The sequence below is a fragment of the Pseudomonas sp. GW704-F2 genome, assembly GCF_059423025.1.
Genome location: NZ_JBWKXO010000005.1, coordinates 14,673 through 40,650, shown reverse-complemented (window position 1 = coordinate 40,650; position 25,978 = coordinate 14,673). Strand labels below are relative to the sequence as shown.

The following is a 25,978-nucleotide window of genomic DNA, read 5'->3' as shown; positions in this document are numbered from 1 at the left end:
CCGCTATCGGGGGCAAGCCCCCTCCCACATTGGATCTTTGCAGGTTTCGGATCAGGCTTTCGGTAACGCGATGCCCTGGCCCATCTGCACCGGCGAACCCGCCACCAGTGTTTCTGCCCACTGCACCTGATCCGGCCCGAACAGCACGATTGCGGTCGAACCCAGCTTGAAGCGACCCAGCTCTGCGCCTTTCTCCAGGTGAATCGGCGCACGCGCGGCTTCGTCGTAGCGGAAGGTTTTCAGCTCGCGCTTGGGCGGCGTGACCAGGCCGGCCCACACGGTTTCGATCGACGCCACAATCATCGCGCCCACCAACACCACGGCCATCGGGCCGCGTTCGGTGTCGAACAGGCAGACAACCCGCTCGTTACGCGCAAACAGCTCCGGCACGTTTTCGGCGGTGGTCTGGTTGACCGAGAAAATCCGCCCTGGCACGTAGACCATCTCGCGCAAGGTGCCCGCCAGTGGCATATGCACCCGGTGGTAGTCTTTCGGCGACAGGTAAATGGTGGCGAAATCGCCGCCCATGAACGGCGCAGCCATGGCCGCATCGCCGCCCAGCAATTCCAGCACGCTGAAGCTGTGGCCCTTGGCCTGGAACACGCGACCATGCTCGATCGGGCCGAGCTGGCTGACTGCGCCATCGGCCGGGCTCAGCACGGCGCCCGGGGTTTGATCGAGTGGGCGCGCGCCGTCTTTCAGGGCGCGGGTGAAGAACGCGTTGAAGTGTTCGTAGGCGCTCAGGTCTTCAACCAGGGCCTGGGACATGTCCACTTGATAGCGCTTGGCGAACCAGGCGGTGAACGCGTTCTTGAACCAGCGCACGCGGCACTCGGCAATGCAGCCGGCCAGGCGCGACAGCAAGTGGTGCGGCAGCAAGTACTGGCTGAGGATGAACAACTGCTTTTTCATTAACTGTCCTTAAACCTTAAATCTCGACGGGGGTGTCGGGGTGGTTGCCCCATTCGCCCCAGGAACCGGCATAACCTTTGACTCGCGGATAACCGAGCGCCTTGGCCACCAGGTAGGTGAAGCCAGAGCGGTGGTGAGTCTGGCAGTGGGTGATGATTTCTTTGTCGCGGGTCAGCCCGAGGTTTTCGAGGATCTGCGGCATGTCGCGGCGGATGCGCAGGTTGCGCGCCTTGTCCATGCCGGCAGTCCATTCGAAGTTCACGGCACCGGGGATGTGACCGCCCTTGGCTGCCAGGACCTTTTCGCCGGAATATTCCAGCGGGCCGCGTGCGTCCCAGATGCCCAGGTCGGCGGCGCCGAGACGGCTTTGCAGGTATTCGCGGGTCGCGGTGGGGCCGTCATGCAGCGTGAGGCTGACAGGCCCGCCAGCCGGGGCCGGCACCTCGGTGGACAGCGGGAGCGGGTCTGCCAGCCACGCCAGCAGGCCGCCGTCGAGGTAGTGGTATTTCGTGTGGCCGATCACGTCGAGCAGCCAGATGAAACGTCCGGCCCAGCCACCGCCTTCGTCGTCGTAGACCACGTAGGTCGCGTCCGGGGTGTGGCCCAGCTCGCCGAACAGTTTTTCCAGGTCTGCCTTGTTCGGCAGCAGGCCGGGGGCTGGCGGCTGGCCCAGTTGGGTGCGCTTGGGGTCAACGAAATGCGCGCCGGGGATATGCCCTTCGGCGTAGCGGGCGGCGCTGGTGAGGTCCACCAGAATCAGTTGGTCGGCATCAAGGCGGCCAAGCAGGTCGCTGGGTTCGATCACCAGCGGCAAGCCAGAGAAGTCAGGCATGTGAGGTCTCCTGGGCACAAATGTTGGCGATAAAAGAGGGCGATTGTAGCGCAAGCATCAGCCGGTGCGGTTGGTAAAGCTGTGCAGGGCTTTCTCGATGCATTGAGCGGTTTTGCCAAAGGCCTGCACGGTGGTTTCCGAGAACGGCCCGCCGCCCTGGTCGGCGATCATCAGCATGACCACCCGGCCGTTGCAGCTCAGTGAGCGCAACAGCAGGTGTTCACCGTTGAACAGGCGACGCAGGATCGGCGGCAACAGGGCGGCAAATTGCGCGTGATTGTCGGGCGTGAGGCGCACCTGGGCGGATTTTTCCAGCATGCGTTGCAGCAGCGTGCTGTTGACCACGTCCAGGCTCAAGTTGGCGGCGTCCTTCGGCAGGCCGGCGGCCTGGTGGACGCGCAGGGTGCTCAGGGCGCGATCGGCCATGAACAGCAAGACGCGCTGCATGCCGCTGGCCTCCAGGGCATCCTTGGCGCAGGTGGTCAGGTGCATGGCGTTGGCGAAGCGGCTTGGCTCCACCAGCAGTTCGGTGCAACGGCTGCGCCAGACGGCCAGGGCCTCGGCGGTTGGCGGCGGTGCGGGCAGCAGGCCGCGATGGATTTTCTGTACATTCCACGGCCAGATCAGCGACAGCGCCGGGTGCCAGAGGTCGGGCATCAGGGTTGCGCGAGCGCTGATCACCGCTTGCTGGTGAACCTGTTGCTGCACCTCGCTCAACGGCTGTTGCAGGTACAGCGCGGTGAGGTATTGCCAGCGCTCGGTATGCGGGCAGGTCCAGGATTCCTGGGCCGACATCGCCAGGCCGTTGGCCAGCAACACCGTATTGGCCGGCTGGTTCAGCCAGCGCCGCAAACTGGGTTCGGCATCCAGCAGTTGTTGCTGGCGCAGTGGGTCGTCTTCCCGGGCGATGCGCAATGCCTTGACCAGCAAGCGTTGCTCGGTCAGCAGCAGGTGATAGCCCTGGGATACCCAGATCGGCAGGTGCCAGGTTTCGGTCAGGCCAAGGCACAGGTCGAGCAGGCGCACGCCGAACAATTCTTGTTCGACCTGACGCGCCGATTGGCCTTTGTGGATTACCCGCAGTTCCCATTCGTCCAGGAGCTTGGGGTAGGCCACAGCCATCGGCCACAACGGCGCCAGGAACAGCAGGCTGCCCCAATGAATGTCTTGCCACAACCGCGCCAGGCGGCTGGCGAACAAGCCGCTGGCTTGCTGCGACGCGTGGCGGCTGACCAGCACCAGTTGGCGAAAGGCGACGGGGATTTCATTCATCGGCACCGACGGCAGCCGTTCCAGCAGGTCCTCGGCGCGTTTGAGGCCGAGACGGTTAAGCGCCACCTCAAGGTTTTCTGCCGGTTCCGCCATGCTGCCATGGGTGTGGCTGTTGGCCTCGCGCATTACGCTGAGTACCAGCGACGGGCTGTTCTGCATCAGCTCGGCAATATCTCGCAAAGAACTGCGGCTATCGCGGATGGCTTTGCACACGCGCTCGTGGCTGGCCTGGGGAACGGGCAACCGGACTTCGTCCAGGCACTTGATCCAAGCGGCGAGAGAGATGGGTCTTACAGATGGGGCTGTCTTTTCATTGGCCATGATTGGGGCGCGATCATCACTTACTTCAACACGCCCTGAACGGGCCGAACTGGCTTTTCGCCTTGACGGCCTATAGTCTGGCGCAGTTTTGCCGATAAGTAGAACAAGAGTTTTTCAGTTACCCCAAATATGTCCATGAACCCGACGGCGCAAGTACAAAACCCCTATGGCTAAAATAATCGGCATCATCGTCGTCTTTGCAAGTGTGCTCGGTGGCTATGTCCTGTCTCACGGCAAGATTGCAGCGTTGATCCAGCCCTTCGAAGTGATGATTATTGGCGGCGCGGCATTCGGCGCATTCTTGCAGGCCAACCCCGGCTACATGACCATGCACGTGATCAAGAAGTCGCTGGGCATGTTCAGCTCGCGCTTCTCCCACACCTTCTACATGGAAGTGCTGGGCCTGGTTTATGAGATCCTCAACAAGAGTCGCCGTGAAGGCATGATGGCCATCGAAGCGGACATCGAAGACGCTGCAGCGAGCCCGATTTTCGCCAAGTACCCGGCAGTGCTCAAAGACGAGCGCATGACCGCCTACATCTGCGATTACCTGCGCATCATGTCCTCCGGCAACATGGCTCCCCACGAGCTGGAAGGCCTGTTCGACATGGAACTGTTCAGCCTCAAGGAAGAGCTGGAGCACCCGTCCCACGCCGTCACCGGTATTGCCGACGGCATGCCCGGCTTCGGTATCGTTGCGGCGGTACTCGGTATCGTGGTGACCATGGCCTCCCTCGGCGAGGGCGACCAGGCGGCCATCGGCATGCACGTAGGTGCGGCGCTGGTGGGTACGTTCTTCGGTATTCTCGCGGCCTACGGTTTCTTCGGTCCGCTCGCCACCTCCCTGGCCCACGATGCCAAGGAAGAAGTCAATCTGTATGAAGCGATCAAGGCCAGCCTGGTGGCTTCGGCCTCCGGCATGCCGCCTTCGCTGGCGGTGGAATTCGGTCGCAAGGTGCTGTACCCGAAACATCGCCCGAGCTTTGCCGAGTTGGAACAAGCGGTTCGCGGTCGCTAAGCCATGGAAAACAACCAGCCGATAATCATCAAGCGCGTCAAGCGCTTCGCTGCGGGGCACCATGGTGGCGCCTGGAAAATCGCCTTCGCCGACTTTGCAACGGCGATGATGGCGTTCTTCCTGGTGCTGTGGCTGATGTCCACCGCGACCCCCGAGCAGAAGATCGCCATCGCCGGTTACTTCAAAGACCCGATCGGCTTCTCGGAAAGCGGCACACCCTTCGTGATCGACCTGGGCGGTTCGCCGCAGTTGGCGCCGGAGCGCACCATCAACCCTGAGGTCAAGACCGAGGCGCCGCAGGAAAAAATTCCGATCGAGCGCGACACCGTCGAGAGCCTGGCCGAACAGGTCGAGCAGGAACGCCTCGAATTGTTGCTGAAGGAATTGCAGACCAAGGTCGAAGAAAACCCGCAGTTGCTGAAATTCAAGGATCAGATTTCCTTCGAAATCACGCCGGATGGCTTGCGCATCCAGATCACCGACGCCGCCAACCGGCCGATGTTCGACTCTGGCAGTGCGCGGTTGAAGCCGTACTTTGAAGACATCCTGCTGGCCATGGCCGACACCATCAAGGCGGTGCCGAACAAGATCAGCATCAGCGGCCACACCGATGCCAAGCCGTATTCGGGGCAGGGCGACTTCGGCAACTGGGAGCTTTCGGCCAACCGCGCCAACGCCGCCCGACGTGCGCTGGTGGCTGGCAGCTACCCGGACTCGCAGGTGGCGCGGGTGGTGGGTTTCGCTTCGTCGCAGCTGTTTGATTCGAAGGACCCATTCAACCCGATCAACCGTCGGATCGATATCGTCGTGCTGACCAAAAAGGCCCAGCGCGCGATTGAAGGTGATCAGCCGCCACCGCCACAGCCCCCAGATACGGGCACGCAGGGCGCAGCACCGGCCGACCCGAACGCGATCCCGCCGGGGCAGGAGCCGTTGCCGGCGCATGAGTTGCGGCAGAAGCTGAACCTGTTCGAGGGTGGCGGGATGAAAGACCCTACGGTGCCGGGTACGGGATCGTAAGCTGTATACGACAAGGCCGCGATAAACGCGGCCTTGTCGTATGTGCTGTTTAGTAACTGCTCTCGGGCAAACTCGCAATAATCGACCGATAGCTGTTCATCCGTTGCTGCTGCACGCGGCCATCTTCCAACGCCTTGAGCAGGGCACAACCGGGTTCGCGGTCGTGTTTGCAGTCGCGGAAGCGGCAGGTGCCGATCAGGTCGTTGAACTCGATGAAACCGGCTTCCACGTCGCTGCGGCTGACATGGCCGAGGCCGAATTCACGAATGCCTGGGGAGTCGATCAGCTCACCGCCGCCGGGGAAGTGGAACAACCGCGCGGTGGTGGTGGTGTGGGTGCCCTGGCCGGACAGCTCCGACAGCGGGCCGACACGGGTGTCGACTTCCGGCAGCAGGCTGTTGACCAGCGAGGACTTGCCCACGCCAGACTGGCCGACGAACACGCTGATGCGCCCGTCCAACTGGTGTTGCAGCTGTTCCATGCCATTGCCGTGATGAGCCGACACTTCCAGCACCGGGTAACCCAGGGTGCGGTAGACCGCCAGCAACGCGTTGAGCGCCGGGGCGTTCTGTTCGTCGATCAGGTCGAACTTGTTCAGCAACAACAGCGGGCGAATGCCGGCATGCTCGGCGGCGACCAGGTAACGGTCGATCAGGTTGGCATGGGGCTCGGGCAGCGGTGCGAAGACGATGACGATCATGTCGACGTTGGCCGCCACCGGCTTCAACTGGCCGCGGCTGTCGGGACGGCGCAGTTCGGTGGTGCGGGGCAGTTGCGCGACGATCACGCCGATGCCTTGGTTGCCGGCACGCCACACCACTCGGTCGCCGGTCACCAGCGCCGGCAGGTTGGCGCGCAGGTGGCAGCGGAAGACCTGGCCGGCGAGTTCGCCTTCGAGCGCCTCGACCTCGACCTGCACACCAAAGTGCGCGATCACCAGGCCCGTTTGTTCGGGGCCCAGGTCGCCGCCCTCGAGCGCTTCCACGGCGGAGGATTCACGTTTGGCGGCGCGTGCGGCGCGTTCGCCCTGAATCTTTTCGATGCGCCAGTTTTGGCGACGGTTGAGCTGGCGTTTGGCCATTGGTGTTCCGTGTCGATAATGCAAAGGTTGGGTGAAACGGTCGCGAGTCTAGCACGGCCCCGCCTGCTAAACTGCGCAGCTACGCCAAGGTGCCAAGAGAATCAAGCCATGCAAAACCCACAGAATCTGATTTGGATCGATCTGGAAATGACCGGTCTGAACCCCGACACCGACGTCATCATCGAGATGGCGACCATTGTCACCGACAGCAACCTCAACACCTTGGCCGAAGGTCCGGTGATCGCCATCCACCACAGCGACGCCGTCCTCGCCACCATGGACGAGTGGAACACCCGCACCCACGGCAACTCCGGCCTGACCCAGCGCGTGCGCGACAGCCGTGTCAGCATGGCCGAAGCCGAAGCCGAAACCATCGCCTTCCTGGAAAAGTGGGTGCCCAAGGGCAAGTCGCCGATCTGCGGTAACAGCATCTGCCAGGACCGCCGCTTTCTTTATAACCACATGAAGGCGCTGGAAAGCTACTTCCACTACCGCAACCTGGATGTGTCCACGCTCAAGGAACTGGCCGCGCGCTGGGCGCCGGAAGTCAAAGACAGCTTCCATAAAGGCAGCACTCATTTGGCGCTGGATGACATTCGTGAGTCGATCGCCGAGTTGCAGCACTACCGCAAGCACTTCATCAAGGCTTGATGCTGGGGGCGCCTCGGTCTTTCGCCAAGCGCCCTCTTTTGGTGCCGTCAGCAAATGATTAGACTGCGCGCCTCTTTGTAAGGATCGCCATCATGCTGCTGATGCTCTACCTCGTCGCCATCACCGCCGAAGCTATGACTGGCGCCTTGTCTGCCGGTCGACGCGGCATGGATTGGTTTGGCGTGGTGCTGATCGCCTGCGTGACGGCGTTGGGTGGCGGTTCGGTGCGCGATGTGCTGCTCGGGCATTACCCGCTGACCTGGGTCAAGCACCCGGAATACCTGGTGCTGACTTCCGTCGCCGCACTGGTGACGATCTTTATCGCGCCGCTGATGCGCCGCCTGCGCTCGCTGTTTCTGGCGCTGGATGCCGTGGGGTTGGTCGCCTTTACCCTGATCGGCTGCATGACCGCCCTAGAAATGGGCCACGGTATGTTGGTGGCGTCGGTCAGTGGCGTGATCACCGGGGTGTTCGGCGGGATCCTGCGGGATATTTTCTGCAACGACATCCCGCTGATCTTTCGCCGTGAGCTGTACGCCAGCGTGTCATTCCTCGCCGCTTGGTTCTACTTGCTGTGCCTTTACCTGCAATTGCCGGGCGAGCAGGCGATTATGCTCACCCTGTTCAGCGGCTTTCTCCTGCGCCTGCTGGCGATCCGTTTTCACTGGGAAATGCCCAAGTTCATCTACAACGACGACGTTCACTGACGCTCGGCATGCTGCTTCAGCGCCCATTCCACATGTTCGCGTACCAGCTCCGACGGGTAGTCCCGGCGCGCCTTCAAGGCTTCCAGCACCGGAATGCTCGGTGGCGCATTGCCCAAGCCTACCGCCAGGTTGCGCAGCCAGCGCTCGTAACCCGCACGGCGTAGGGGCGAGCCTTCGGTGCTGCTGAGGAATTTTTCCTCGTCCCACATGAACAGTTCGGCCAGTTGTGCGTTATCCAGGTTGTGCCGTGGCTTGAAATCGCTTTCTGCGGTGGTGCGGGCGAAACGATTCCATGGGCAAACGATCTGACAGTCATCGCAACCGAAAACCCGGTTGCCGATCAGCGGGCGCAAGTCTTCGGGGATCGCGCTCTTGAGTTCGATGGTCAGATAGGAAATGCAGCGCCGCGCGTCCAGCACGTAGGGCCCGACGAACGCGTTGGTCGGGCAGATATCCAGACAGGCGGTACAGCGGCCGCAGTGCTCGGTGGCGTGGGGCGGATCGACCGGCAGCGGCAAGTCGACAAACAGCTCGCTGAGGAAGAAGTAGCTGCCGGCCTTGCGATTGAGGACCAGGGTGTTTTTGCCGATCCAGCCCAGCCCGGCTTTCTCGGCGATGGCTTTCTCCAGCACTGGCGCGCTGTCGACAAAGGCGCGAAAGCCGAAGGGGCCGATTTGTGCCTGGATGCGTTCGGCCAGTTGCTGCACGCGCTTGCGGATCAGTTTGTGGTAGTCGCGGCCCAGGGCGTAACGGGAGATGTAGGCTTTTTCCGGTTGGGCCAGCCGTTGCGCCATGTGCGTGTCGCCGGGCAGGTAATCCATGCGCAGTGAGACTACGCGCAAGGTGCCCGGCACCAATTCATCGGGGTGCGAGCGTTTGCTGCCGTGGGCGCCCATGTATTCCATCTCGCCGTGGTAGCCCGCGTCGAGCCAGCGTTGCAGGTGCTGTTCATGCTCGGCCAGGTCCAGGCCGCTGATGCCGACTTGTTGAAAGCCCAGCTCGCGGCCCCAGTCTTTGATCGATTGGGCTAGCGCGGGCAGATCGGAAGTAATAGCAGGCATGAGACACGGGAAACCACAGGTTAGATGAGTATAATTCTGCCAGACATCGGAGCTTGAAGACGCATGCCGCAGACAAAACACGCAATAACCGACGTTCAGCCCCTGTTGCCCGGCAATTTGCCGCAACTGGCTGCGCGTTCCCCGGACGCCCATAAAGGCCGCTTCGGTCACCTGCTGGTCATCGGCGGCGACCGAGGCTTTGGCGGCGCTGCGTTGCTCAGTGCCGAAAGTGCGCTGCGCAGCGGGGCGGGCATGGTGTCCCTGGCGACTCGCCTTGAACACGTGCCCGCCGCGCTGGCGCGCCTGCCGGAAGTCATGAGCGTCGGCGTGAGTTCGGCCAACCAATTGATGGGTTTGCTCGAAAAGATCTCGGTTATCGTCATTGGCCCGGGCCTGGGCCATGCCGCCTGGGGCAAGAGCCTGCTGTCCGTCGCCGCCAACGCCAAGCAGCCGCAAGTCTGGGACGCCGATGCCTTGAACCAGTTGGCGACCGGCAGCGTCAGTCTTCCCGCCAACTGCGTGATCACCCCGCATCCGGGCGAAGCGGCGCGCTTGATGGGTATTTCGACAGCCGAGGTTCAGGCGGATCGTCTTAAGGTGGCGCGCGCGTTGAGCCAGAAATTCAAGGCAGTGGCTATTCTCAAGGGGGCGGGCAGTCTGATCGCCAGCCCGGACGGTCGCGTCGCGCGATGTGACCAAGGCCATCCGGCCATGGCGACCGCGGGGCTCGGCGACGTATTGGCCGGCCTGGTGGGCGCGTTACTGGCACAGGGCATGCCCGCTTATGAAGCCGGCTGCCTGGCCGTGTGGCTGCACGCCACGGCGGGAGCCCGGCAGGGCACCTTTGGCCGCGGCCTGGCGGCCAGTGATCTGATACCCGCCATTCGTCAATTGCTCGAGGAACAGTCGCCGTGCCTGAAGTAAACCTTTTCCTGGCGGATGAAGCGGCAATGGTCGCCTTCGGTCATCGGATTGCCCAGGTGACAGGCGGCGCGGGGCTGATCTTTCTCGAGGGCGACCTGGGGGCGGGCAAGACCACGCTGTCGCGGGGCATCATTCGCGGGTTGGGCCATGCTGGGGCGGTGAAAAGTCCGACCTTTACGCTGGTCGAGCCTTATGAGATCGGGGCGACAAGGGCCTTCCACTTTGATCTCTATCGTCTGGTGGACCCCGAAGAGCTGGAGTACATGGGGATTCGGGATTATTTCGAGGATGACGCGCTGTGCCTGATCGAGTGGCCAGATAAAGGCACAGGCTTTTTGCCAAAGCCGGACCTGACCATTACCATTACGCCGCATGAGCACGGACGTCGGCTGAAGTTGTTGCCCCAGGGTGCGCGCGGTGAGTCGTGGTGCGCTGCTCTGGCATTGGAATTCAAATAATTGGTGGGGTTAGGTATGCGCTTTCGCGCGTTGGTTGCTGTCGTAGGGGTGTTGCTTGCGGCAATGACTGTCAATGCTCTGGCTGCTTCACAGGTGAAGAGTGTTCGCCTGTGGCGAGCGCCGGATAACACGCGACTGGTGTTCGACCTGTCTGGCCCGGTCCAGCACAGCGTCTTTACCCTGACGGCGCCTGATCGCCTGGTGATCGACATCAACGGTGCGACCCTGGCCGCGCCGCTGAAAATCTCCACTGCCAACACGCCGATTACCAGCATGCGTTCGGCCCAGCGCACGCCGAGCGATCTGCGCGTGGTCATCGACCTGAAAAAGGCCGTGACCCCGAAAAGTTTCTCCCTGGCGCCCAACGCCCAATACGGCAACCGCCTGGTGGTCGACCTGTTCGACAACGCCGCCGATGCCGCACCGCCGCCCGCGCCGACGCCGAGCGTGGCGACCGTACCGGCCGTGCCGGTCAACCCGTCGCAACCGCAGGTCAAGTTGCCACCGCCGCCGCCAGCGCCAGCGGGTAAACGCGACATCATCGTGGTGATCGACGCCGGTCACGGTGGTGAAGACCCGGGCGCTTCCGGCTCGCGTGGCCAGCATGAAAAAGACGTGGTGTTGGCCATCGCCCGTGAATTGCAGCGCCAGGTCAACGGCATGAAAGGTTATCGCGCCGAGCTGACCCGTACCGGCGACTACTTCATCCCGCTGCGCGGTCGCACCGAAATTGCGCGCAAGAAGGGTGCCGACCTGTTCGTCTCGATCCATGCCGACGCCGCGCCGTCGGCTGCCGCCTTCGGCGCCTCGGTGTTTGCCCTGTCGGATCGCGGCGCCACGTCCGAGACGGCCCGCTGGCTGGCTGACAGTGAAAACCGTTCCGACTTGATTGGCGGGGCCGGCAACGTGTCCCTCGACGACAAGGACAAGATGCTCGCCGGTGTACTGCTCGACCTGTCGATGACCGCCTCGCTGACCTCCAGCTTGAACGTCGGGCAGAAAGTCCTGAGCAACATCGGTCGCGTGACATCGCTGCACAAACAGCGCGTGGAGCAGGCCGGGTTCATGGTGTTGAAATCGCCGGACATCCCGTCGATCCTGGTGGAAACCGGGTTCATTTCCAACGCCAACGAAGCCTCGAAACTGGCCAGCGCCAGCCATCAGCAGGCATTGGCACGTTCCATCAGCTCCGGCGTGCGCCAGTTCTTCCAGCAGAACCCGCCACCGGGCTCGTATGTCGCCTGGCTGCGCGACTCCGGGAAAATCGCCCAGGGCCCACGTGACCATCGTGTACAGCCTGGCGATACCCTCGCCATGTTGGCGGTGCGCTTCCAAGTGTCGTCTGCGACGTTGCGCAGCGCCAACCACCTGAAAACCGATGAGCTGAAAGTCGGCCAGGTGTTGACCATCCCCGGCACTGAATTGGCGGCACAGTAATGAGCGAATCGATCCTCAACAGCGGCTCGCGCATCGAACTGCTCAGCCCGCGCCTTGCCAACCAGATTGCGGCGGGCGAGGTGGTCGAGCGGCCGGCGTCGGTGATCAAGGAGTTGCTGGAAAACAGCATCGACTCCGGCGCCAAGCGCATCGATGTCGATGTGGAGCAAGGCGGCGTCAAGCTGCTGCGGGTGCGTGACGACGGCAGCGGCATCTCCTCCGATGACCTGCCGCTGGCCCTGGCGCGGCACGCCACCAGCAAGATTCGCAACCTGGAAGACCTGGAGCGGGTGATGAGCCTGGGCTTTCGCGGTGAGGCCCTGGCCTCGATCAGTTCCGTGGCGCGCCTGACGCTGACCTCCCGCACGCGCAGCGCCGACCAGGCCTGGCAAGTGGAAACCGAAGGCCGCGACATGGCGCCTCGGGTCCAGCCGGCTGCGCATCCGGTGGGCACTTCGGTGGAAGTGCGTGACCTGTTCTTCAACACCCCGGCGCGGCGCAAATTCCTCAAGGCCGAAAAAACCGAATTCGATCACCTGCAGGAAGTCATCAAGCGCCTGGCCCTGGCGCGCTTCGACGTGGCATTCCACCTGCGCCACAACGGCAAGACCATCCTCAGCCTGCACGAAGCCAACGATGACGCCGCGCGCGCTCGGCGGGTGGCGGCGGTGTGCGGCGCGGGGTTCCTGGAGCAGGCGCTGCCGATTGAAATCGAACGTAATGGCCTGCGCCTGTGGGGTTGGGTGGGGTTGCCGACGTTCTCCCGCAGCCAGGCGGACTTGCAGTATTTCTTTGTGAACGGCCGGGCGGTGCGCGACAAGCTGGTGGCCCACGCGGTGCGCCAGGCGTATCGCGACGTGCTGTTCAATGGGCGGCACCCGACGTTTGTGCTGTTTTTCGAGGTCGACCCATCGGTGGTCGACGTCAACGTACACCCGACCAAGCATGAAGTGCGCTTCCGTGACGGGCGCATGGTGCATGACTTCCTCTACGGCACCTTGCACCGCGCGCTGGGCGATGTGCGCCCGGATGACCAGCTGTCCGCGCCGATCGTGACGGCGGTGGTTCGTCCGAGCGGCCCGCAAGCCGGCGAGTTCGGTCCGCAGGGCGAAATGAGCCTGGCGGGCAACCTGCTGCAGTCGCCGCAACCCCAGCCGAGCTACACGGCGCCGGGTTCGGGGTCGGGGGCGGGCTATCAGTATCAATACACCCCGCGTCCGCAATCGGCGGTGCCGGCGGCCGAGGCCCAGGCGGCCTATCGTGAATTCTTTGCGCCGCTGCCGGGCGCCGAGCCGAGCGCGGTCGCGTTGCCCGAAGGTGGCGGGGATATTCCGCCACTGGGCTATGCATTGGCGCAGCTCAAGGGCATCTACATCCTTGCGGAAAACGCCCATGGCCTGGTGCTGGTGGACATGCACGCGGCCCACGAACGGATCATGTACGAGCGCCTGAAAATCGCCATGGCCAGCGAAGGCCTGAGCGGCCAGCCGCTGTTGGTGCCGGAATCCCTGGCGGTCAGCCAGCGCGAAGCCGATTGTGCCGAAGAGCACGCCAGCGTGTTCCAGAAACTCGGTTTTGAACTGCAACGCCTGGGCCCGGAAACGCTGGCGATCCGCCAGATTCCCGCGCTGCTCAAGCAAGCCGAGGCCAACCGGTTGGTGGCCGACGTCTTGGCGGACCTGATGGAGTACGGCACCAGTGATCGTATCCAGGCGCACATCAACGAGCTGCTCGGCACCATGGCCTGCCACGGCGCGATCCGCGCCAATCGCCGCCTGGCCTTGCCGGAAATGAACGGCCTGCTGCGCGACATGGAAAACACCGAGCGCAGCGGACAATGCAACCATGGCCGACCGACCTGGACCCAAATGGGCCTGGACGATCTGGACAAACTGTTCTTGCGCGGCCGCTGATGAGTGCCTTGCCCCCCGCGATCTTCCTGATGGGCCCCACGGCCGCCGGCAAGACCGACCTGGCTATCGAGCTGAGCAAAGTGCTGCCCTGCGAGCTGATCAGCGTCGACTCGGCCCTGGTTTATCGCGGCATGGACATCGGCACGGCCAAGCCTTCGAAGGAGTTGCTGGCGCAATATCCGCACCGCTTGATCGACATCATCGACCCCGCGATGAGCTATTCGGCGGCGGATTTTCGCAGCGATGCCCTGGCGGCCATGGCCGATATCACTGCGCGCGGCAACATCCCGCTGCTGGTGGGCGGCACGATGCTCTACTACAAGGCTTTGCAGGAAGGCCTGGCGGATATGCCGCCGGCCGACGCCCAGGTGCGCGCCGAGCTCGAAGAGGAAGCGGCGCGCCTTGGCTGGCAAGCCTTGCACGAGCAACTGGCGGCGGTCGATCCGGTGTCCGCCGCGCGCATCCACCCCAACGATCCGCAGCGCCTCAGTCGAGCTCTGGAAGTCTGGCGGGTAAGTGGTCAGACCATGACCGAGCATCGGCAGCGACAATCTGCGCAAAGTGCTGACGCAGGCGCATCGGGGCGCTCACAATTGCCCTATACTGTGGCGAATCTGGCGATTGCTCCGGCAAATCGCCAGGTGCTGCATGAACGAATTGCACAAAGATTCACAATTATGTTGGAACAGGGGTTCGTGGAGGAGGTCGTAGCACTGCGTTCAAGAGGTGACCTGCATCCGGGGTTGCCTTCGATACGTGCTGTAGGCTATCGCCAAGTCTGGGATCATCTGGATGGCAAGCTGACGTCAGCCGAAATGCAGGAGCGCGGCATCATTGCCACGCGCCAATTGGCGAAGCGCCAGTTCACCTGGCTGCGCAGCTGGAGCGATTTGCACTGGCTGGACAGCCTGGACAGCGACAATCTGTCACGCGCCTTGAAATACTTGGGAACGGTCTCCATATTGAGCTGAGTCCTTGCAATTGCCGTCTATCCTTGGGGGTGTGACGGCCATAAGCTATTTATTTTCCGATTTTTTATTATTGATCCTTAAAGGAGTGCGGCACATGTCAAAAGGGCATTCGCTACAAGACCCTTACTTGAATACTTTACGTAAAGAGAAAGTGGGGGTTTCCATCTACCTGGTCAACGGTATCAAGCTGCAAGGTACGATCGAATCGTTCGACCAGTTCGTTATCCTGCTGAAAAACACCGTCAGCCAAATGGTTTACAAGCACGCTATCTCGACAGTCGTTCCCGTCCGTCCAATCCGTCTGCCTAGCGCGACTGATGGCGAACAGGGTGACGCTGAGCCAGGTAACGCCTGATAGGAGTCTCCTTTGTTCTTTGAGCGCCACGGTGGTGGTGAGCGAGTGATCCTCGTTCACTTGGATGGACAGGACCCTGAGGCGCGCGAAGATCCGCAGGAGTTTCAGGAGTTGGCTAATTCGGCCGGCGCCGAGACCGTTGCGTTTTTTAACGTGCCGCGTCATCGGCCAACCGCCAAATACCTGATTGGCAGCGGCAAGGTCGAGGAACTGCGCGACCTGGTCCATGCCGAACAGGCCGATCTGGTGATCTTCAATCACATCCTCACGCCCAGTCAGGAGCGTAACCTCGAACGTGTTTTCGAGTGTCGCGTGATCGACCGTACCGGCCTGATTCTCGATATTTTCGCCCAACGCGCGCGTACCCATGAGGGCAAGCTCCAGGTTGAACTGGCCCAGCTTGACCACATGAGCACCCGGCTGGTGCGCGGCTGGACTCACCTTGAGCGTCAGGGTGGCGGTATCGGCATGCGTGGCCCGGGCGAGACCCAGCTGGAAACCGACCGGCGACTGTTGCGGGTTCGCCTGCGTCAGATCAAGGGCCGGCTGGAAAAAGTCCGCAGCCAGCGCGAACAATCGCGACGTGGCCGCAGCCGTGCGGATATCCCGACCGTTTCCCTGGTGGGTTACACCAACGCCGGCAAGTCCACGCTGTTCAACAACTTGACCAAGTCGGACGTGTACGCGGCCGACCAACTGTTCGCGACCCTCGACCCGACCCTGCGTCGCCTGGAACTGGCCGACCTGGGGCCGATCGTGCTGGCCGACACCGTGGGCTTCATTCGGCACTTGCCGCACAAGCTGGTCGAGGCGTTTCGGTCTACGCTCGAAGAGTCGAGCAACTCCGACCTGCTGTTGCACGTGATTGATGCGGCCGAGCCGGATCGCATGTTGCAGATTGAACAGGTGATGGTGGTGCTGGGCGAGATTGGTGCCCAGGACTTGCCCATCCTCGAGGTCTATAACAAACTCGATTTGCTTGAAGGCGTTGAGCCACAAATTCAGCGCGACGAGGACGGCAAGCCCCAGCGGGTCTGGCTGTCGGCGCGTGATGGCCGGGGCCTGGACTTGCTCGAGCAAGCGATTGCCGAGTTGCTCGGCAACGATTTGTTCGTCGGCACCTTGCGCTTGCCTCAGCGTTTTGCTCGACTGCGTGCACAGTTTTTCGAGCTGGGCGCGGTACAGAAAGAAGAACACGATGAAGATGGCGTCAGCTTGCTGGCCGTTCGATTGCCGCGCTCGGAGCTGAATCGGCTGGTCAGTCGCGAAGGCGTTGTACCGACAGAGTTCATCGAGCAACACACTTTGCAATAAAAGCCTGAGAAAGCGGTTGTGCCGCAGTAGCAGGCATTCTGTAGCATTGGTCGGCGCGCCGTGGGTGCGTCTTTGCTTTATCAGATGGAGAGCGCTATGGCTTGGAATGAGCCGGGTGGCAACTCGAATAATCAGGATCCTTGGGGTGGTAAGCGCCGCAATAATGGCGACCGCAAGGGGCCGCCGGATCTCGACGAGGCCTTCCGAAAGCTGCAGGAAAGCCTGAATGGGTTGTTCGGTGGTGGAAAAAAACGCGGTGGTGACGATGGCGGTCGCACAAGCAAGGGCGGCGGCTATGGCCTGCTGGGCCTTGGGCTTGTCGTGCTCGCGGCCGTGTGGCTGTACAGCGCGGTCTACGTGGTGGACGAGCAGGAGCAAGCCGTGGTGCTGCGCTTCGGCAAGTACTACGAGACTGTCGGCCCGGGCCTGAACATCTACTTCCCGCCGATCGACAAGAAGTACATGGAGAACGTCACGCGTGAGCGTGCCTACACCAAGCAGGGCCAGATGCTGACCGAAGACGAGAACATCGTCGAAGTGCCGCTGACCGTGCAGTACAAGATCAGCAACCTGCAGGACTTCGTGCTGAACGTCGATCAACCTGAGATCAGTCTGCAACAGGCGACTGAGAGCGCCCTGCGCCACGTGGTGGGTTCCACCGCGATGGATCAGGTGCTCACCGAGGGTCGTGAATTGATGGCCAGCGAGATCAAGGAGCGCCTGCAACGGTTCCTCGACACCTATCGCACTGGTATCACCGTCACCCAGGTCAACATACAGAGCGCAGCGGCACCGCGTGAAGTGCAGGAAGCCTTCGATGACGTGATCCGCGCCCGTGAAGACGAGCAGCGTTCGCGCAACCAGGCTGAAACCTACGCCAACGGCGTCGTGCCGGAAGCCCGTGGTCAGGCCCAGCGCATCCTTGAAGATGCCAACGGTTACCGCGATGAAGTGGTCTCCCGCGCCAAGGGTGAGGCGGATCGCTTTACCAAGCTGGTCGCCGAGTACCGCAAGGCACCGGAAGTCACGCGTGAGCGTCTGTACCTAGACACCATGCAGGAAGTCTTCAGCAATACCAGCAAGGTTCTCGTGACCGGCGGCAAGGGTGGGCAGAACAACCTGCTGTACCTGCCGTTGGACAAGATGATCGAGGGTGGACGTAGTGGCGCCAGCGCACCGGCCACCGGTTCGAATGCCGCTGCCAACGAAGCGAGCGCCCGGGCGGCCGCTGACTTGCTGCAACAGCAAACACGTACCAGGGAGAGTCGTTGATGAGCAATAAATCGCTGACCGCCCTGATTGTGGGCGTCGTCGTGGTCATCGCTGCCTGGAACTGCTTCTACATCGTCGCTCAGACCGAGCGTGCGGTGCTGCTGCAATTCGGTCGCGTGGTCCAGGCAGACGTCCAGCCGGGCCTGCATGTGAAAGTCCCCTACGTCAACCAGGTGCGCAAGTTCGACGCGCGCCTGATGACCCTGGATGCACCGACACAGCGTTTCCTGACCCTGGAAAAGAAAGCCGTGATGGTTGACGCCTACGCCAAGTGGCGCGTCAAGGATGCCGAGCGCTTCTACACCGCGACCTCCGGCCTCAAGCAGATTGCCGACGAGCGTTTGTCGCGTCGTCTGGAATCGGGCCTGCGTGACCAGTTCGGTAAACGCACCCTGCACGAGGTGGTGTCCGGTGAACGTGATGCGCTGATGGCGGATATCACCCGTTCGCTGAATACGATGGCGGAAAAAGAGCTGGGGATCGAAGTTGTCGATGTCCGGGTCAAGGCCATCGATCTGCCGAAGGAAGTGAACCGCAGCGTGTTCGAGCGCATGAGCACCGAGCGTGAGCGTGAAGCGCGTGAGCACCGCGCCAAAGGTAACGAACTGGCCGAGGGTATCCGTGCGGATGCCGACCGTCAGCGTCGCGTACTGCTGGCCGAGGCCTATCGCGAGTCTGAAGAGGCGCGTGGTGACGGTGATGCGCAAGCCGCGTCGATCTACGCCAAAGCCTACGGCCAGGACCAGGAGTTCTACGCGTTCTACCGTAGCCTGCGTGCCTACCGTGAAAGCTTTGCGAACAAAACCGACGTCATGGTGCTGGACCCGAGCAGCGACTTCTTCCGCTACCTGGAAAAGTCCAAGTAACTCATTGTTCACTCCCGTCGGGCGGCTAAAACGCCTGGCGGGGTGATCCTTTGAGAAAACGGGTGTATGATGCGGCAGCCGGGAAATTCCCGGCTTTTTTGCGTCTGCATGTTTGATTCGGCAGGCGCGACAGATTTTTCGAGGAAAGTGCCCGACGAGGCCGTTTGCAGGCCGTTCGTCACGTCGCTCTTGCGCGTGGTTTATGCCGGGGGCAGGCATTTTCTGCTTCACTCAAGGCTCGGCCGAGGGCTGGCCGCCCGGATCATAGGGGAATGGCGTAATGGCAACGGTAGACCGCTGGCTGCTGCCAGATGGCATCGAAGAAGTACTGCCACCAGAAGCTGCGCGCATTGAAGTAGCGCGTCGCCAGGTGTTGGATCTGTTCCAGAGCTGGGGTTACGAGTTTGTCGTGACCCCGCATATCGAGTACCTGGAATCCCTGCTGACCGGCGCGGGCCAGGACCTCGATCTGCGCACGTTCAAGGTCATTGACCCGCAATCGGGCCGGCAAATGGGGTTCCGTGCCGACATCACGCCGCAAGTGGCGCGCATTGATGCACACACCCTGCGTCGCGAAGGCCCGAGCCGCCTGTGCTATGCCGGCAGCGTGCTGCATGCAAAGCCGCGGGCGTTGTCGTCGTCGCGCAGCCCGATCCAGTTGGGCGCCGAGTTGTATGGCGATGCCAGCCCGAGCAGCGACGTGGAAGTCATCAGCCTGATGCTGGCCATGCTGCAACTGGCTGACGTGCCGGATGTCCACATGGATCTGGGTCACGTCGGTATCTACCGTGGCCTGGCGCGTGCGGCCGGTTTGTCCGGTGAAGTGGAACAACAGCTGTTCGATGCCCTGCAGCGCAAGGCAATCGATGAAGTCGTCGCCTTGACCGAAGGCGTGCCGGCCGAGCTGGCTGACATGCTGCGTGCGCTGGTGAACCTGTGCGGCGGCCGCGAAGTCCTGGACGCTGCCCGTGAGCGCCTGGCCAATGCGCCGGCGCCGGTATTGGCGGCACTGGATGACGTGCTGGCGATTGCCGCGCAGTTGTCGGCGCGGTTCCCGCAACTGCCGCTGTATTTCGACCTGGGTGAGTTGCGCGGTTACCACTACCACACCGGTGTGGTGTTCGCTGTGTTTGTGCCGGGTGTTGGCCAGGCCATCGCCCAAGGCGGTCGTTATGACGATATCGGCGCCGACTTCGGTCGTGCGCGTCCGGCCACCGGCTTTTCCACCGATTTGAAAACCCTGGTGACCCTGGGGCGTGCTGAGGTCGAGCTGCCGTCTGGTGGCATCTGGATGCCCGACAGTACGGACGCAGCACTCTGGCAGCAGGTTTGTCAGTTGCGCGGTGAGGGTCAGCGTGTCGTCCAGGCGTTGCCTGGGCAGCCATTGGCTGCCGCCCGTGAAGCGGACTGCGACCGGCAATTGATTCTGCAGAACGGGCTTTGGCAAGTATCGCCACTGGCTTCTTGAGTTTTCCTGCCGGCCATCGCCGGCACCAAGTTTGCGCGAATGAGGACAAGTGTTATGGGTAAGAATGTCGTAGTCCTGGGCACCCAATGGGGTGATGAGGGCAAAGGCAAGATCGTTGATCTGCTGACCGAACATGCTGCCGCCGTAGTGCGCTACCAAGGTGGCCACAACGCTGGCCACACCCTGGTCATCGATGGCGAAAAAACCGTCTTGCACCTGATCCCGTCGGGCGTCCTGCGCGAAGGCGTGCAGTGCCTGATCGGCAACGGCGTGGTGGTTGCACCCGACGCCCTGATGCGGGAAATCACCAAGCTGGAAGAGAAAGGCGTACCGGTGCGCGAGCGCCTGCGTATCAGTCCGGCCTGCCCGCTGATCCTGTCCTTCCACGTCGCGCTGGACCAGGCCCGTGAAAAGGCCCGTGGCGAGCTGAAGATCGGTACTACCGGTCGCGGTATCGGCCCAGCCTATGAAGACAAGGTTGCGCGTCGTGGCCTGCGTGTTGGCGACCTGCTCAACATGCCGCGCTTTGAAGACAAACTGCGTGAGTTGGTGGATTACCACAACTTCATGCTGGTGGGTTACTACAAAGAGCCAGCCATCGAATTCGACAAGACCCTGGCCGAATGCAAGGAATACGCTGAGCTGCTCAAGCCGCTGATGCTGGACGTGACGGCCGAGCTGCACGACCTGCGTCGCGCTGGCAAAGACATCATGTTCGAGGGCGCCCAAGGTTCGTTGCTGGACATCGACCACGGTACCTACCCCTACGTGACCAGCTCTAACACCACCGCTGGCGGCGTCGCTACCGGTTCGGGTGTTGGCCCGATGTTCCTGGACTACATCCTGGGCATCACCAAGGCTTACACCACGCGGGTCGGTTCGGGTCCATTCCCGACTGAACTGTTCGACGAAGTGGGCGCGCACCTGGCTAAACAAGGTCACGAGTTTGGCGCGACTACTGGCCGTGCTCGTCGTTGTGGCTGGTTCGATGCCGTTATCCTGCGTCGCGCTATCGATGTGAACAGCATCTCGGGTATCTGCCTGACCAAGCTGGACGTACTCGACGGTCTGGAAACCATCAACATCTGTGTCGGTTATAAAGATGCAGAAGGTAAGGTCGTTGCCCCGACTGACGCTGACAGCTACGTAGGTCTGCAGCCGGTGTACGAAGAAGTACCGGGCTGGATCGAATCGACCGTGGGTGCCAAGGCCCTGGAAGAGCTGCCCGCCAACGCTCGTGCTTACATCAAGCGCGTTGAAGAGCTGATCGGCGCACCGATCGACATTATTTCGACGGGCCCGGACCGCAACGAGACCATCGTTCTGCGTCACCCGTTCGCTTAATAAGCTGTTGATGTAAAACGCAAAGGGCTCCTCAGGGAGCCCTTTTTCGTTTAAGTTCGCCAAACGGCACGACCCTTGCTGTATTTCCTTCTTTCGCGGTGCTATCAAATTAATGGCACCCGTGGTGGAGGGATTCCCGATGTCTGCCGTTCTCTCATTGTTACAAAGTCGTCTGTTGCGGCCGGTGTTCGTTACCCTAGGTATCGCTCTTTTGGTGCAAGTGCTGGTGGCGGTCGCTCTTACTCGGAGCACAGTCACGGCGCTGGAAGCTGATTTGGGCAATCGCCTGGGGGTCGACAGTCAGAAACTGTCCGGCGAATTGGCCCAGGCCGGCAAAGAAGTCACATCCAGCCTGGACAGCTTGTCCAGCAGTACCCGTCAGCGTCTGACCGCTGGGCTTTCCGCGCGCCTGCAGGAAGAGCAGAAGCAACTGCGTGCGACCCTGGAAAAAGACTTGCAAGACTCCGCTAACGACATGGCGCAACTGCTGGCCTCCGTGGCGCCTCGCGCCATGTGGGACAACGATGTGCCGACGCTGTCGGAGTTCGCCCGGCGGGCCCAGCGCAATCCCAACGTGTTGTTCGTGGTCTACGACGACGCCGCCGGTGAGCATCTGACCCGCTATCTGAACCGGGAAAACCCGATCAACCAGGCGCTGCTGGAAAAGGGCAAGGGCGACCGCGCCCTGGATAAAGTGCTGGACGCCGCCAAGGCGGACTCTTCCGTGTACTACGTCGAAGCGTCCATCAGCCCCAACGGTGTCGAGATCGGCAAGGTTCGCATGGGGGTCTCGACCGCGTCGGTGGAAGCCAACCTGCAGGCGCTGGATAAGCGCTTTGCGACACTGATCGCCAGCGGCGATCAGTTGGTGGGCGATAGCCTCAAAGGTGCGGCGGCCGATAGCGCGGCCGCCATGGGCGCGAGGTTGCAGTCGGCGCAGGCGACCGCCACCCAGATGACCGCCAACACCACCAATGCCGTGCAGGACGCGGCGGGCACCTTGCGCTGGCGCATCGGTATGGGGCTCGCGGCGGTCGGCTTCGGTGTGCTGCTGTTGATCGCGGTGGTGCTCGGGCGGCGGGTGGTCAATCGCCTGAAACTGTTGATCGCGGCCATGGATGATCTGGCGGCGGGCGAGGGCGACCTGACCAAGCGTGTGCAGATCAACAGCAAAGATGAGATCGGCGACATGGCGTCGGCGGTCAATCGCTTTGTGGATAAGTTGCAGCCCATCGTGCGCGAGGCCGGCGATGTAGCGCAGCGTACCGGTGTGGAAATCGGCGCGATGACCTTGCGCAATGCCGGCGCCGATGCGGCTGCCGGTTTGCAGCGCGACGAAGTGGCCGAGAGCCTGCGCGCGCTGTCGCAGATGGCGGATGAGGCGCAGGCCGAAAGCCATGCGATGCAAGCCGCTCTGCAGCAGGTGGTGGATATTCGCCAGGCCACGGATGAAAACTCACGCACTTCGGCTGAAGTCGGCAGCTTGATCGAAGCGCTGGCGGGCCAGGTGCAGGCCGGTTCCAAGGTCATCGAGCGCCTCGCCGCGCAAAGCGAGCAGATCGAAGTGGTATTGACGGTGATCCATGGCATCGCCGAGCAGACCAACCTGCTGGCGCTCAACGCGGCCATCGAAGCGGCGCGTGCCGGTGAGACCGGGCGTGGCTTTGCGGTGGTGGCGGACGAGGTGCGTGCGCTGGCGAGTAAAACCCAAAGCTCCACCGGCGATATCCAGGCACATATCGTGGCGTTGCAGCAGGGCGCGCGCGAGGCCGTCGAAACCATTGGCAAGGCCGGGCGCCAGGCCAACGAAGGCTTGCTGGTGCTGCGCGACAGTGTGCGCTTGCAGCAGACGGTGCAGGCCTCGGTGGAGCAGGTGCATGCGGCGATTGGCCTGGCCACTCGTGCGGCCGAGCATCAGGCCCAGGGCGCGCATGCGGTGCGTGGGCGGGTCGAGGTGATCCATGCCCAGGCCGAGCGTGCCGCACAGGCTGTGGTGGAAACCACGGCCAGCGGCAAGGTGCTGGATGGCTTGGCGGCGCAGTTGAAGGCGAGCCTGGGGCAGTTCCGGGCTTAGTGTGGTCTGTGCCGTCGCTATCGGGAGCAAGCTCCCTCCCACATTCGACTGCATTCCAAAGCTGGAACCCAGTCAACTGTGGGAGGGGGCTTGCCCCCGATAGCGGTTTCAGCGACTCAGATACATCCGCGTCGTGAGCAAATAAACCGGCAACCCCGACACCAGAATCAACAACGCCGCATACGGCGCCGCCGCCGCGAATTCGATATTCGAGGTATGCGCCCACACCGCCGTCGCCAGGGTATTCAGCCCGGTTGGGCTGAGCAGCAATGTCGCGGTCAATTCCTTCATTGCATCGAGAAACACCAGCGCGAATGCCGCCCCCAAAGCCGGGAAAATAATCGGCAGGGTCACTCGGCAAAAGGCACTGAACGACGACGCACCCAACGTGCGTGCAGCCTCTTCCAACTGCGGTGCCGCCTTGTTCAAGGCTGTCCGGATCGGCGCCTGGGCCAGCGGCAGAAACAGCAGCGCATAGGCAATCAGCAGCAGTGCCGACGTCTGGTACAGCGCCGGCACGTAGTGCAAGGCGAAGTACACCAGCGTCAGCGCAATCACCAGGCCGGGCAGGGCGTGCAGCAAGTACGGCAGGCGCTCGGCCCAGAGCGCCAGCGGGCCTTTGTAGCGCACCACCAGCAACCCCACCGGCACCGCGAGTGCCAGGCACAGTGCCGCGCCGCCCAGCGACAGCGCCAGGGAGGACAGCAGCGCCTCACCAATCTCGGCCACCGGGAACGCGGCCGACGAGCCCACCGCCAGCCAATAGCCGAGCATCCCCAGCGGAATGCCGCTGCCGATGATCGCCAGCGCCAGGCAATACAGCTGCCCCAATGGCGCCCACTTGCCCAGTCGGACCTGTTCCGCATGCCGCGCCGCGCCCTGGCCGATCCGCACATGTCGACCCTTGCCGCGCACGCGCAGTTCCAGCCACAGCAGCGTCAAGCACATTGCCAGCAACACCGCCGACAGCATCGCTGCATTGGCGTTGCTGAATTCCAGTTCGAATTGCTGATAGATCGCCGTAGTAAAGGTCTGCAGGCCGATGATCGACAGCGCGCCGAATTCCACCAGCATATGCAGCGCGATCAACAATGCCCCGGCCAACAGCGACGGCCACAGCAAGGGCAGGGTGATGCGCCGGAACACGCCCCAGCGATTCAGCCCCAGGGTGCGCGCGGACTCTTCGAGGGAGGGGTCGAGATTGCGCAGGGTCGCCGCCACCGGCAGAAACACCAGCGGGTATTTCGACAGGGTCATCACCAGGATCGCCCCGCCGAGCCCTTCGAAGTTAGCGCTCAGCGACACCCAGGTGAAGCCGCTGACAAACGCCGGCACCGCAAACGGCAGGCACAGGATCACGCCCCAGAGACGGCGCCCCGGCAGGTTGCTGCGCTCCAGCAGCCAGGCGAGGGATAGGCCGATCACGCCGCACGCCAGCGTCACCCCGACCATCAGCGCCAGGGTGTTGCGCAGCAGCCCGAACACATACGGGCGCCACAGCAGATGCACGGCCTCCGCCCAGCCGGCTTGCCAGGCCTTGAGCCCAACATACGCCAGCGGCAGCAGGCTCAAGCCCACCAGGAACAGCACAGGCAGCAACAGCCAGATCGACGGGCGCTTGCGTCGCGGGCTGTAGCCCCCGTGCAGGGCGGGAGCGCGGAGCGATGGGTTCATCAGTTCAGGCCAACGTCACGTTCCAGGTCCAGGGCTTCTTGCGCGTTACCCAGGTCGGCGGGGGTGACTTTCGGCGGTTGCAGCTCGCTGAACGGCTTCAGGCCGCGACTGGACTCCATGCCCTTGCGCAGCGGGTATTCGGCCGAGGTGTTGGTGATCACGCGCTGGCCTTCTTCGCTGACCATGAACGCCAGCAGTTGCTGGGCTTCTTGCGGGTGCTTGCTGGATTTTAGTGCGGCAGCGGAAGACACGGTGATCAGGCCGCCGGCATCGCCATTGGTGAAGTAGTGCAGTTGCGAGTCCAGGTTGGTTTTTTCCTTCTTCAGGGCAAACCAGTAGTAGTTGTTCACCAGCACGCTGGCGATTTCGCCGTTTTCCACGGCTTTGAGGGCGACCATATTGTTGCTGTACACCTTGCCGAAGGCGCGCAGGCCGGTCAGCCATTCTTCGGCGGCTTCGCGACCGTGCAGCTTGATGATCGCCACGGCTTGCTCCTGGAACGCGCCGCTGGTGGGCACGAAGCCGACCTTGCCTTGCCATTCGGGGCGGGCGAAATCCAGTACCGACTTGGGCAGGTCTTTCTCGGCAATCAGTTTCGGGTTGAAGGCCACGACGCGGGTGCGCGCGGTCACGCCCATCCAGTCACCCTGGCTGCCGATGTAATCCTTGGGCAATACCTCGAGGGTGCCGGCGTCGATTTTCGCCAGCAGGCCTTGCTCGCCGAGTTTGTTCAACGGCGGCGATTCTTCGGTGTAGATCACATCGGCCGGGGAGCGCGCGCCTTCTTCGACGACCTGGCTGGCCAGCTGGTTGCTGCTGCCTTTGCGCACGTTGACGTGAATGCCGGTCTTGGCTTCGAAGGCTTTGGCGAGTTCATCGCCGACTTCTTTGTGTTGGCCGTTGTACAGGGTCAGGGCAACCTTGTCGGCGCAATAGGCGGTGGGCGAGAGCAGGGTCAGGCCGAGCAGAGTGAGGCTAAGGCCACGCAGAAGGGATGTCTTGAGATGGGTGCCACGGATCATCATCCGGAAGT

The 25,978-nt window shown here is 62.4% G+C and carries 23 protein-coding genes; 16 read left to right on the top strand and 7 right to left on the bottom strand.

Annotation, left to right across the window (positions count from 1 at the left end; all coding sequences use genetic code 11):
* Positions 1-51 precede the first annotated feature (51 nt).
* Genes asd through AC07W0_RS05875 form a run of 3 tightly spaced genes read right to left on the bottom strand, consistent with a single transcriptional unit; the run spans position 52 to position 3,337 of the window.
* Positions 52-912, bottom strand: coding sequence for an archaetidylserine decarboxylase (gene asd / locus AC07W0_RS05885; protein WP_017849770.1), 861 nt, complete (start codon positions 910-912; stop codon positions 52-54).
* 16 nt (positions 913-928) lie between these two features.
* On the bottom strand, positions 929-1,744 hold the full coding sequence (rhdA, locus tag AC07W0_RS05880) for a thiosulfate sulfurtransferase (protein WP_017849769.1): 816 nt from the start codon (positions 1,742-1,744) through the stop codon (positions 929-931).
* A 57-nt stretch (positions 1,745-1,801) separates the two neighbouring features.
* Complete coding sequence (locus AC07W0_RS05875; protein WP_102617179.1) at positions 1,802-3,337, bottom strand: HDOD domain-containing protein; 1,536 nt, start codon at positions 3,335-3,337, stop codon at positions 1,802-1,804.
* A gap of 166 nt (positions 3,338-3,503) precedes the next feature.
* Between AC07W0_RS05875 and motA the strand changes: the two genes are divergently transcribed.
* Both motA and motB read left to right on the top strand, forming a co-directional pair.
* On the top strand, positions 3,504-4,355 hold the full coding sequence (gene motA, locus AC07W0_RS05870) for a flagellar motor stator protein MotA (RefSeq protein WP_017849767.1): 852 nt from the start codon (positions 3,504-3,506) through the stop codon (positions 4,353-4,355).
* Positions 4,356-4,358: 3 nt separating this feature from the next.
* Positions 4,359-5,375 (top strand): flagellar motor protein MotB, encoded by a 1,017-nt coding sequence (gene motB / locus AC07W0_RS05865; protein WP_102617178.1) that lies wholly within the window; start codon positions 4,359-4,361, stop codon positions 5,373-5,375.
* A 49-nt stretch (positions 5,376-5,424) separates the two neighbouring features.
* Here the strand turns inward: motB and rsgA are convergent, their stop codons facing one another.
* Entirely contained in the window at positions 5,425-6,456 is a 1,032-nt protein-coding gene (gene rsgA, locus AC07W0_RS05860) for a small ribosomal subunit biogenesis GTPase RsgA (RefSeq protein ID WP_017849765.1), read from the bottom strand.
* 108 nt (positions 6,457-6,564) lie between these two features.
* Here rsgA and orn point away from each other — a divergent pair, with 108 nt between their 5' ends.
* Together orn and AC07W0_RS05850 are read left to right on the top strand one after the other, a co-directional pair.
* On the top strand, positions 6,565-7,107 hold the full coding sequence (gene orn, locus AC07W0_RS05855; RefSeq protein WP_017849764.1) for an oligoribonuclease: 543 nt from the start codon (positions 6,565-6,567) through the stop codon (positions 7,105-7,107).
* A gap of 89 nt (positions 7,108-7,196) precedes the next feature.
* Complete coding sequence (locus AC07W0_RS05850) at positions 7,197-7,814, top strand: trimeric intracellular cation channel family protein (protein ID WP_169850564.1); 618 nt, start codon at positions 7,197-7,199, stop codon at positions 7,812-7,814.
* Here the strand turns inward: AC07W0_RS05850 and queG are convergent.
* Positions 7,808-8,875 (bottom strand): tRNA epoxyqueuosine(34) reductase QueG, encoded by a 1,068-nt coding sequence (gene queG / locus AC07W0_RS05845; protein WP_102617177.1) that lies wholly within the window; start codon positions 8,873-8,875, stop codon positions 7,808-7,810. The two genes, AC07W0_RS05850 and queG, sit on opposite strands and share 7 nt — an antisense overlap.
* 63 nt (positions 8,876-8,938) lie before the next feature.
* Here queG and AC07W0_RS05840 point away from each other — a divergent pair, with 63 nt between their 5' ends.
* The 12 genes from AC07W0_RS05840 to AC07W0_RS05785 all read left to right on the top strand — a co-directional run bounded on the left by AC07W0_RS05840 (position 8,939) and on the right by AC07W0_RS05785 (position 23,271).
* A complete protein-coding gene (locus tag AC07W0_RS05840; RefSeq protein WP_102617176.1) occupies positions 8,939-9,799 on the top strand; it encodes an NAD(P)H-hydrate dehydratase in 861 nt (286 codons plus the stop codon).
* On the top strand, positions 9,787-10,257 hold the full coding sequence (tsaE, locus tag AC07W0_RS05835) for a tRNA (adenosine(37)-N6)-threonylcarbamoyltransferase complex ATPase subunit type 1 TsaE (protein WP_017849760.1): 471 nt from the start codon (positions 9,787-9,789) through the stop codon (positions 10,255-10,257). Before AC07W0_RS05840 ends, tsaE begins: the two co-directional genes overlap by 13 nt.
* A 15-nt stretch (positions 10,258-10,272) precedes the next feature.
* Positions 10,273-11,694: an N-acetylmuramoyl-L-alanine amidase gene (locus AC07W0_RS05830; RefSeq protein WP_017849759.1), complete on the top strand. Its 1,422-nt coding sequence runs from the start codon at positions 10,273-10,275 to the stop codon at positions 11,692-11,694.
* Positions 11,694-13,607, top strand: a complete 1,914-nt coding sequence (gene mutL / locus AC07W0_RS05825) for a DNA mismatch repair endonuclease MutL (RefSeq protein WP_102617175.1) — start codon at positions 11,694-11,696, stop codon at positions 13,605-13,607. Before AC07W0_RS05830 ends, mutL begins: the two co-directional genes overlap by 1 nt.
* Positions 13,607-14,578 carry a tRNA (adenosine(37)-N6)-dimethylallyltransferase MiaA gene (miaA, locus tag AC07W0_RS05820; protein WP_017849757.1) on the top strand — a complete coding sequence of 324 codons (972 nt, stop codon included), beginning with the start codon at positions 13,607-13,609 and terminating at the stop codon, positions 14,576-14,578. The genes mutL and miaA overlap by 1 nt, the downstream gene beginning before the upstream one ends.
* A 94-nt stretch (positions 14,579-14,672) precedes the next feature.
* Positions 14,673-14,933 (top strand): RNA chaperone Hfq, encoded by a 261-nt coding sequence (gene hfq, locus AC07W0_RS05815; protein WP_017849756.1) that lies wholly within the window; start codon positions 14,673-14,675, stop codon positions 14,931-14,933.
* A 12-nt stretch (positions 14,934-14,945) separates the two neighbouring features.
* The gene (gene hflX / locus AC07W0_RS05810; RefSeq protein WP_046384903.1) at positions 14,946-16,247 is read left to right on the top strand and encodes a ribosome rescue GTPase HflX; all 1,302 of its coding nucleotides are present in this window, start codon (positions 14,946-14,948) and stop codon (positions 16,245-16,247) included.
* Between the two features lie 96 nt (positions 16,248-16,343).
* Positions 16,344-17,519, top strand: coding sequence for an FtsH protease activity modulator HflK (hflK, locus tag AC07W0_RS05805; protein ID WP_017849754.1), 1,176 nt, complete (start codon positions 16,344-16,346; stop codon positions 17,517-17,519).
* The gene (gene hflC, locus AC07W0_RS05800) at positions 17,519-18,385 is read left to right on the top strand and encodes a protease modulator HflC (RefSeq protein WP_017849753.1); all 867 of its coding nucleotides are present in this window, start codon (positions 17,519-17,521) and stop codon (positions 18,383-18,385) included. The genes hflK and hflC overlap by 1 nt, the downstream gene beginning before the upstream one ends.
* 280 nt (positions 18,386-18,665) lie before the next feature.
* Positions 18,666-19,853: an ATP phosphoribosyltransferase regulatory subunit gene (locus AC07W0_RS05795; protein ID WP_017849752.1), complete on the top strand. Its 1,188-nt coding sequence runs from the start codon at positions 18,666-18,668 to the stop codon at positions 19,851-19,853.
* A 54-nt stretch (positions 19,854-19,907) separates the two neighbouring features.
* Complete coding sequence (locus AC07W0_RS05790; protein ID WP_102617174.1) at positions 19,908-21,197, top strand: adenylosuccinate synthase; 1,290 nt, start codon at positions 19,908-19,910, stop codon at positions 21,195-21,197.
* A 139-nt stretch (positions 21,198-21,336) separates the two neighbouring features.
* Positions 21,337-23,271 carry a methyl-accepting chemotaxis protein gene (locus AC07W0_RS05785; RefSeq protein ID WP_026140382.1) on the top strand — a complete coding sequence of 645 codons (1,935 nt, stop codon included), beginning with the start codon at positions 21,337-21,339 and terminating at the stop codon, positions 23,269-23,271.
* Positions 23,272-23,379: 108 nt separating this feature from the next.
* On the opposite strand, the gene AC07W0_RS05780 is transcribed toward AC07W0_RS05785, so the two are convergent.
* Together AC07W0_RS05780 and AC07W0_RS05775 are read right to left on the bottom strand one after the other, a co-directional pair.
* Positions 23,380-24,945, bottom strand: coding sequence for an ABC transporter permease (locus tag AC07W0_RS05780; RefSeq protein WP_102617173.1), 1,566 nt, complete (start codon positions 24,943-24,945; stop codon positions 23,380-23,382).
* Positions 24,945-25,970, bottom strand: a complete 1,026-nt coding sequence (locus AC07W0_RS05775) for an extracellular solute-binding protein (protein ID WP_102617172.1) — start codon at positions 25,968-25,970, stop codon at positions 24,945-24,947. The genes AC07W0_RS05780 and AC07W0_RS05775 overlap by 1 nt, the downstream gene beginning before the upstream one ends.
* Between the last annotated feature and the right edge of the window lie 8 nt (positions 25,971-25,978).

Coding starts and splice junctions, on each gene's coding strand:
- AC07W0_RS05830 (WP_017849759.1), top strand. CDS start 10,273: ATGCGCTTTCGCGCGTTGGTTGCTGTCGTAGGGGTGTTGCTTGCGGCA.
- AC07W0_RS05795 (WP_017849752.1), top strand. CDS start 18,666: ATGGCAACGGTAGACCGCTGGCTGCTGCCAGATGGCATCGAAGAAGTA.
- mutL (WP_102617175.1), top strand. CDS start 11,694: ATGAGCGAATCGATCCTCAACAGCGGCTCGCGCATCGAACTGCTCAGC.
- orn (WP_017849764.1), top strand. CDS start 6,565: ATGCAAAACCCACAGAATCTGATTTGGATCGATCTGGAAATGACCGGT.
- AC07W0_RS05840 (WP_102617176.1), top strand. CDS start 8,939: ATGCCGCAGACAAAACACGCAATAACCGACGTTCAGCCCCTGTTGCCC.
- motB (WP_102617178.1), top strand. CDS start 4,359: ATGGAAAACAACCAGCCGATAATCATCAAGCGCGTCAAGCGCTTCGCT.
- hflK (WP_017849754.1), top strand. CDS start 16,344: ATGGCTTGGAATGAGCCGGGTGGCAACTCGAATAATCAGGATCCTTGG.
- rhdA (WP_017849769.1), bottom strand. CDS start 1,744: ATGCCTGACTTCTCTGGCTTGCCGCTGGTGATCGAACCCAGCGACCTG.
- miaA (WP_017849757.1), top strand. CDS start 13,607: ATGAGTGCCTTGCCCCCCGCGATCTTCCTGATGGGCCCCACGGCCGCC.
- hfq (WP_017849756.1), top strand. CDS start 14,673: ATGTCAAAAGGGCATTCGCTACAAGACCCTTACTTGAATACTTTACGT.
- rsgA (WP_017849765.1), bottom strand. CDS start 6,456: ATGGCCAAACGCCAGCTCAACCGTCGCCAAAACTGGCGCATCGAAAAG.
- AC07W0_RS05785 (WP_026140382.1), top strand. CDS start 21,337: ATGTCTGCCGTTCTCTCATTGTTACAAAGTCGTCTGTTGCGGCCGGTG.
- asd (WP_017849770.1), bottom strand. CDS start 912: ATGAAAAAGCAGTTGTTCATCCTCAGCCAGTACTTGCTGCCGCACCAC.
- queG (WP_102617177.1), bottom strand. CDS start 8,875: ATGCCTGCTATTACTTCCGATCTGCCCGCGCTAGCCCAATCGATCAAA.
- AC07W0_RS05780 (WP_102617173.1), bottom strand. CDS start 24,945: ATGAACCCATCGCTCCGCGCTCCCGCCCTGCACGGGGGCTACAGCCCG.
- motA (WP_017849767.1), top strand. CDS start 3,504: ATGGCTAAAATAATCGGCATCATCGTCGTCTTTGCAAGTGTGCTCGGT.
- AC07W0_RS05875 (WP_102617179.1), bottom strand. CDS start 3,337: ATGGCCAATGAAAAGACAGCCCCATCTGTAAGACCCATCTCTCTCGCC.
- AC07W0_RS05775 (WP_102617172.1), bottom strand. CDS start 25,970: ATGATGATCCGTGGCACCCATCTCAAGACATCCCTTCTGCGTGGCCTT.
- hflC (WP_017849753.1), top strand. CDS start 17,519: ATGAGCAATAAATCGCTGACCGCCCTGATTGTGGGCGTCGTCGTGGTC.
- AC07W0_RS05790 (WP_102617174.1), top strand. CDS start 19,908: ATGGGTAAGAATGTCGTAGTCCTGGGCACCCAATGGGGTGATGAGGGC.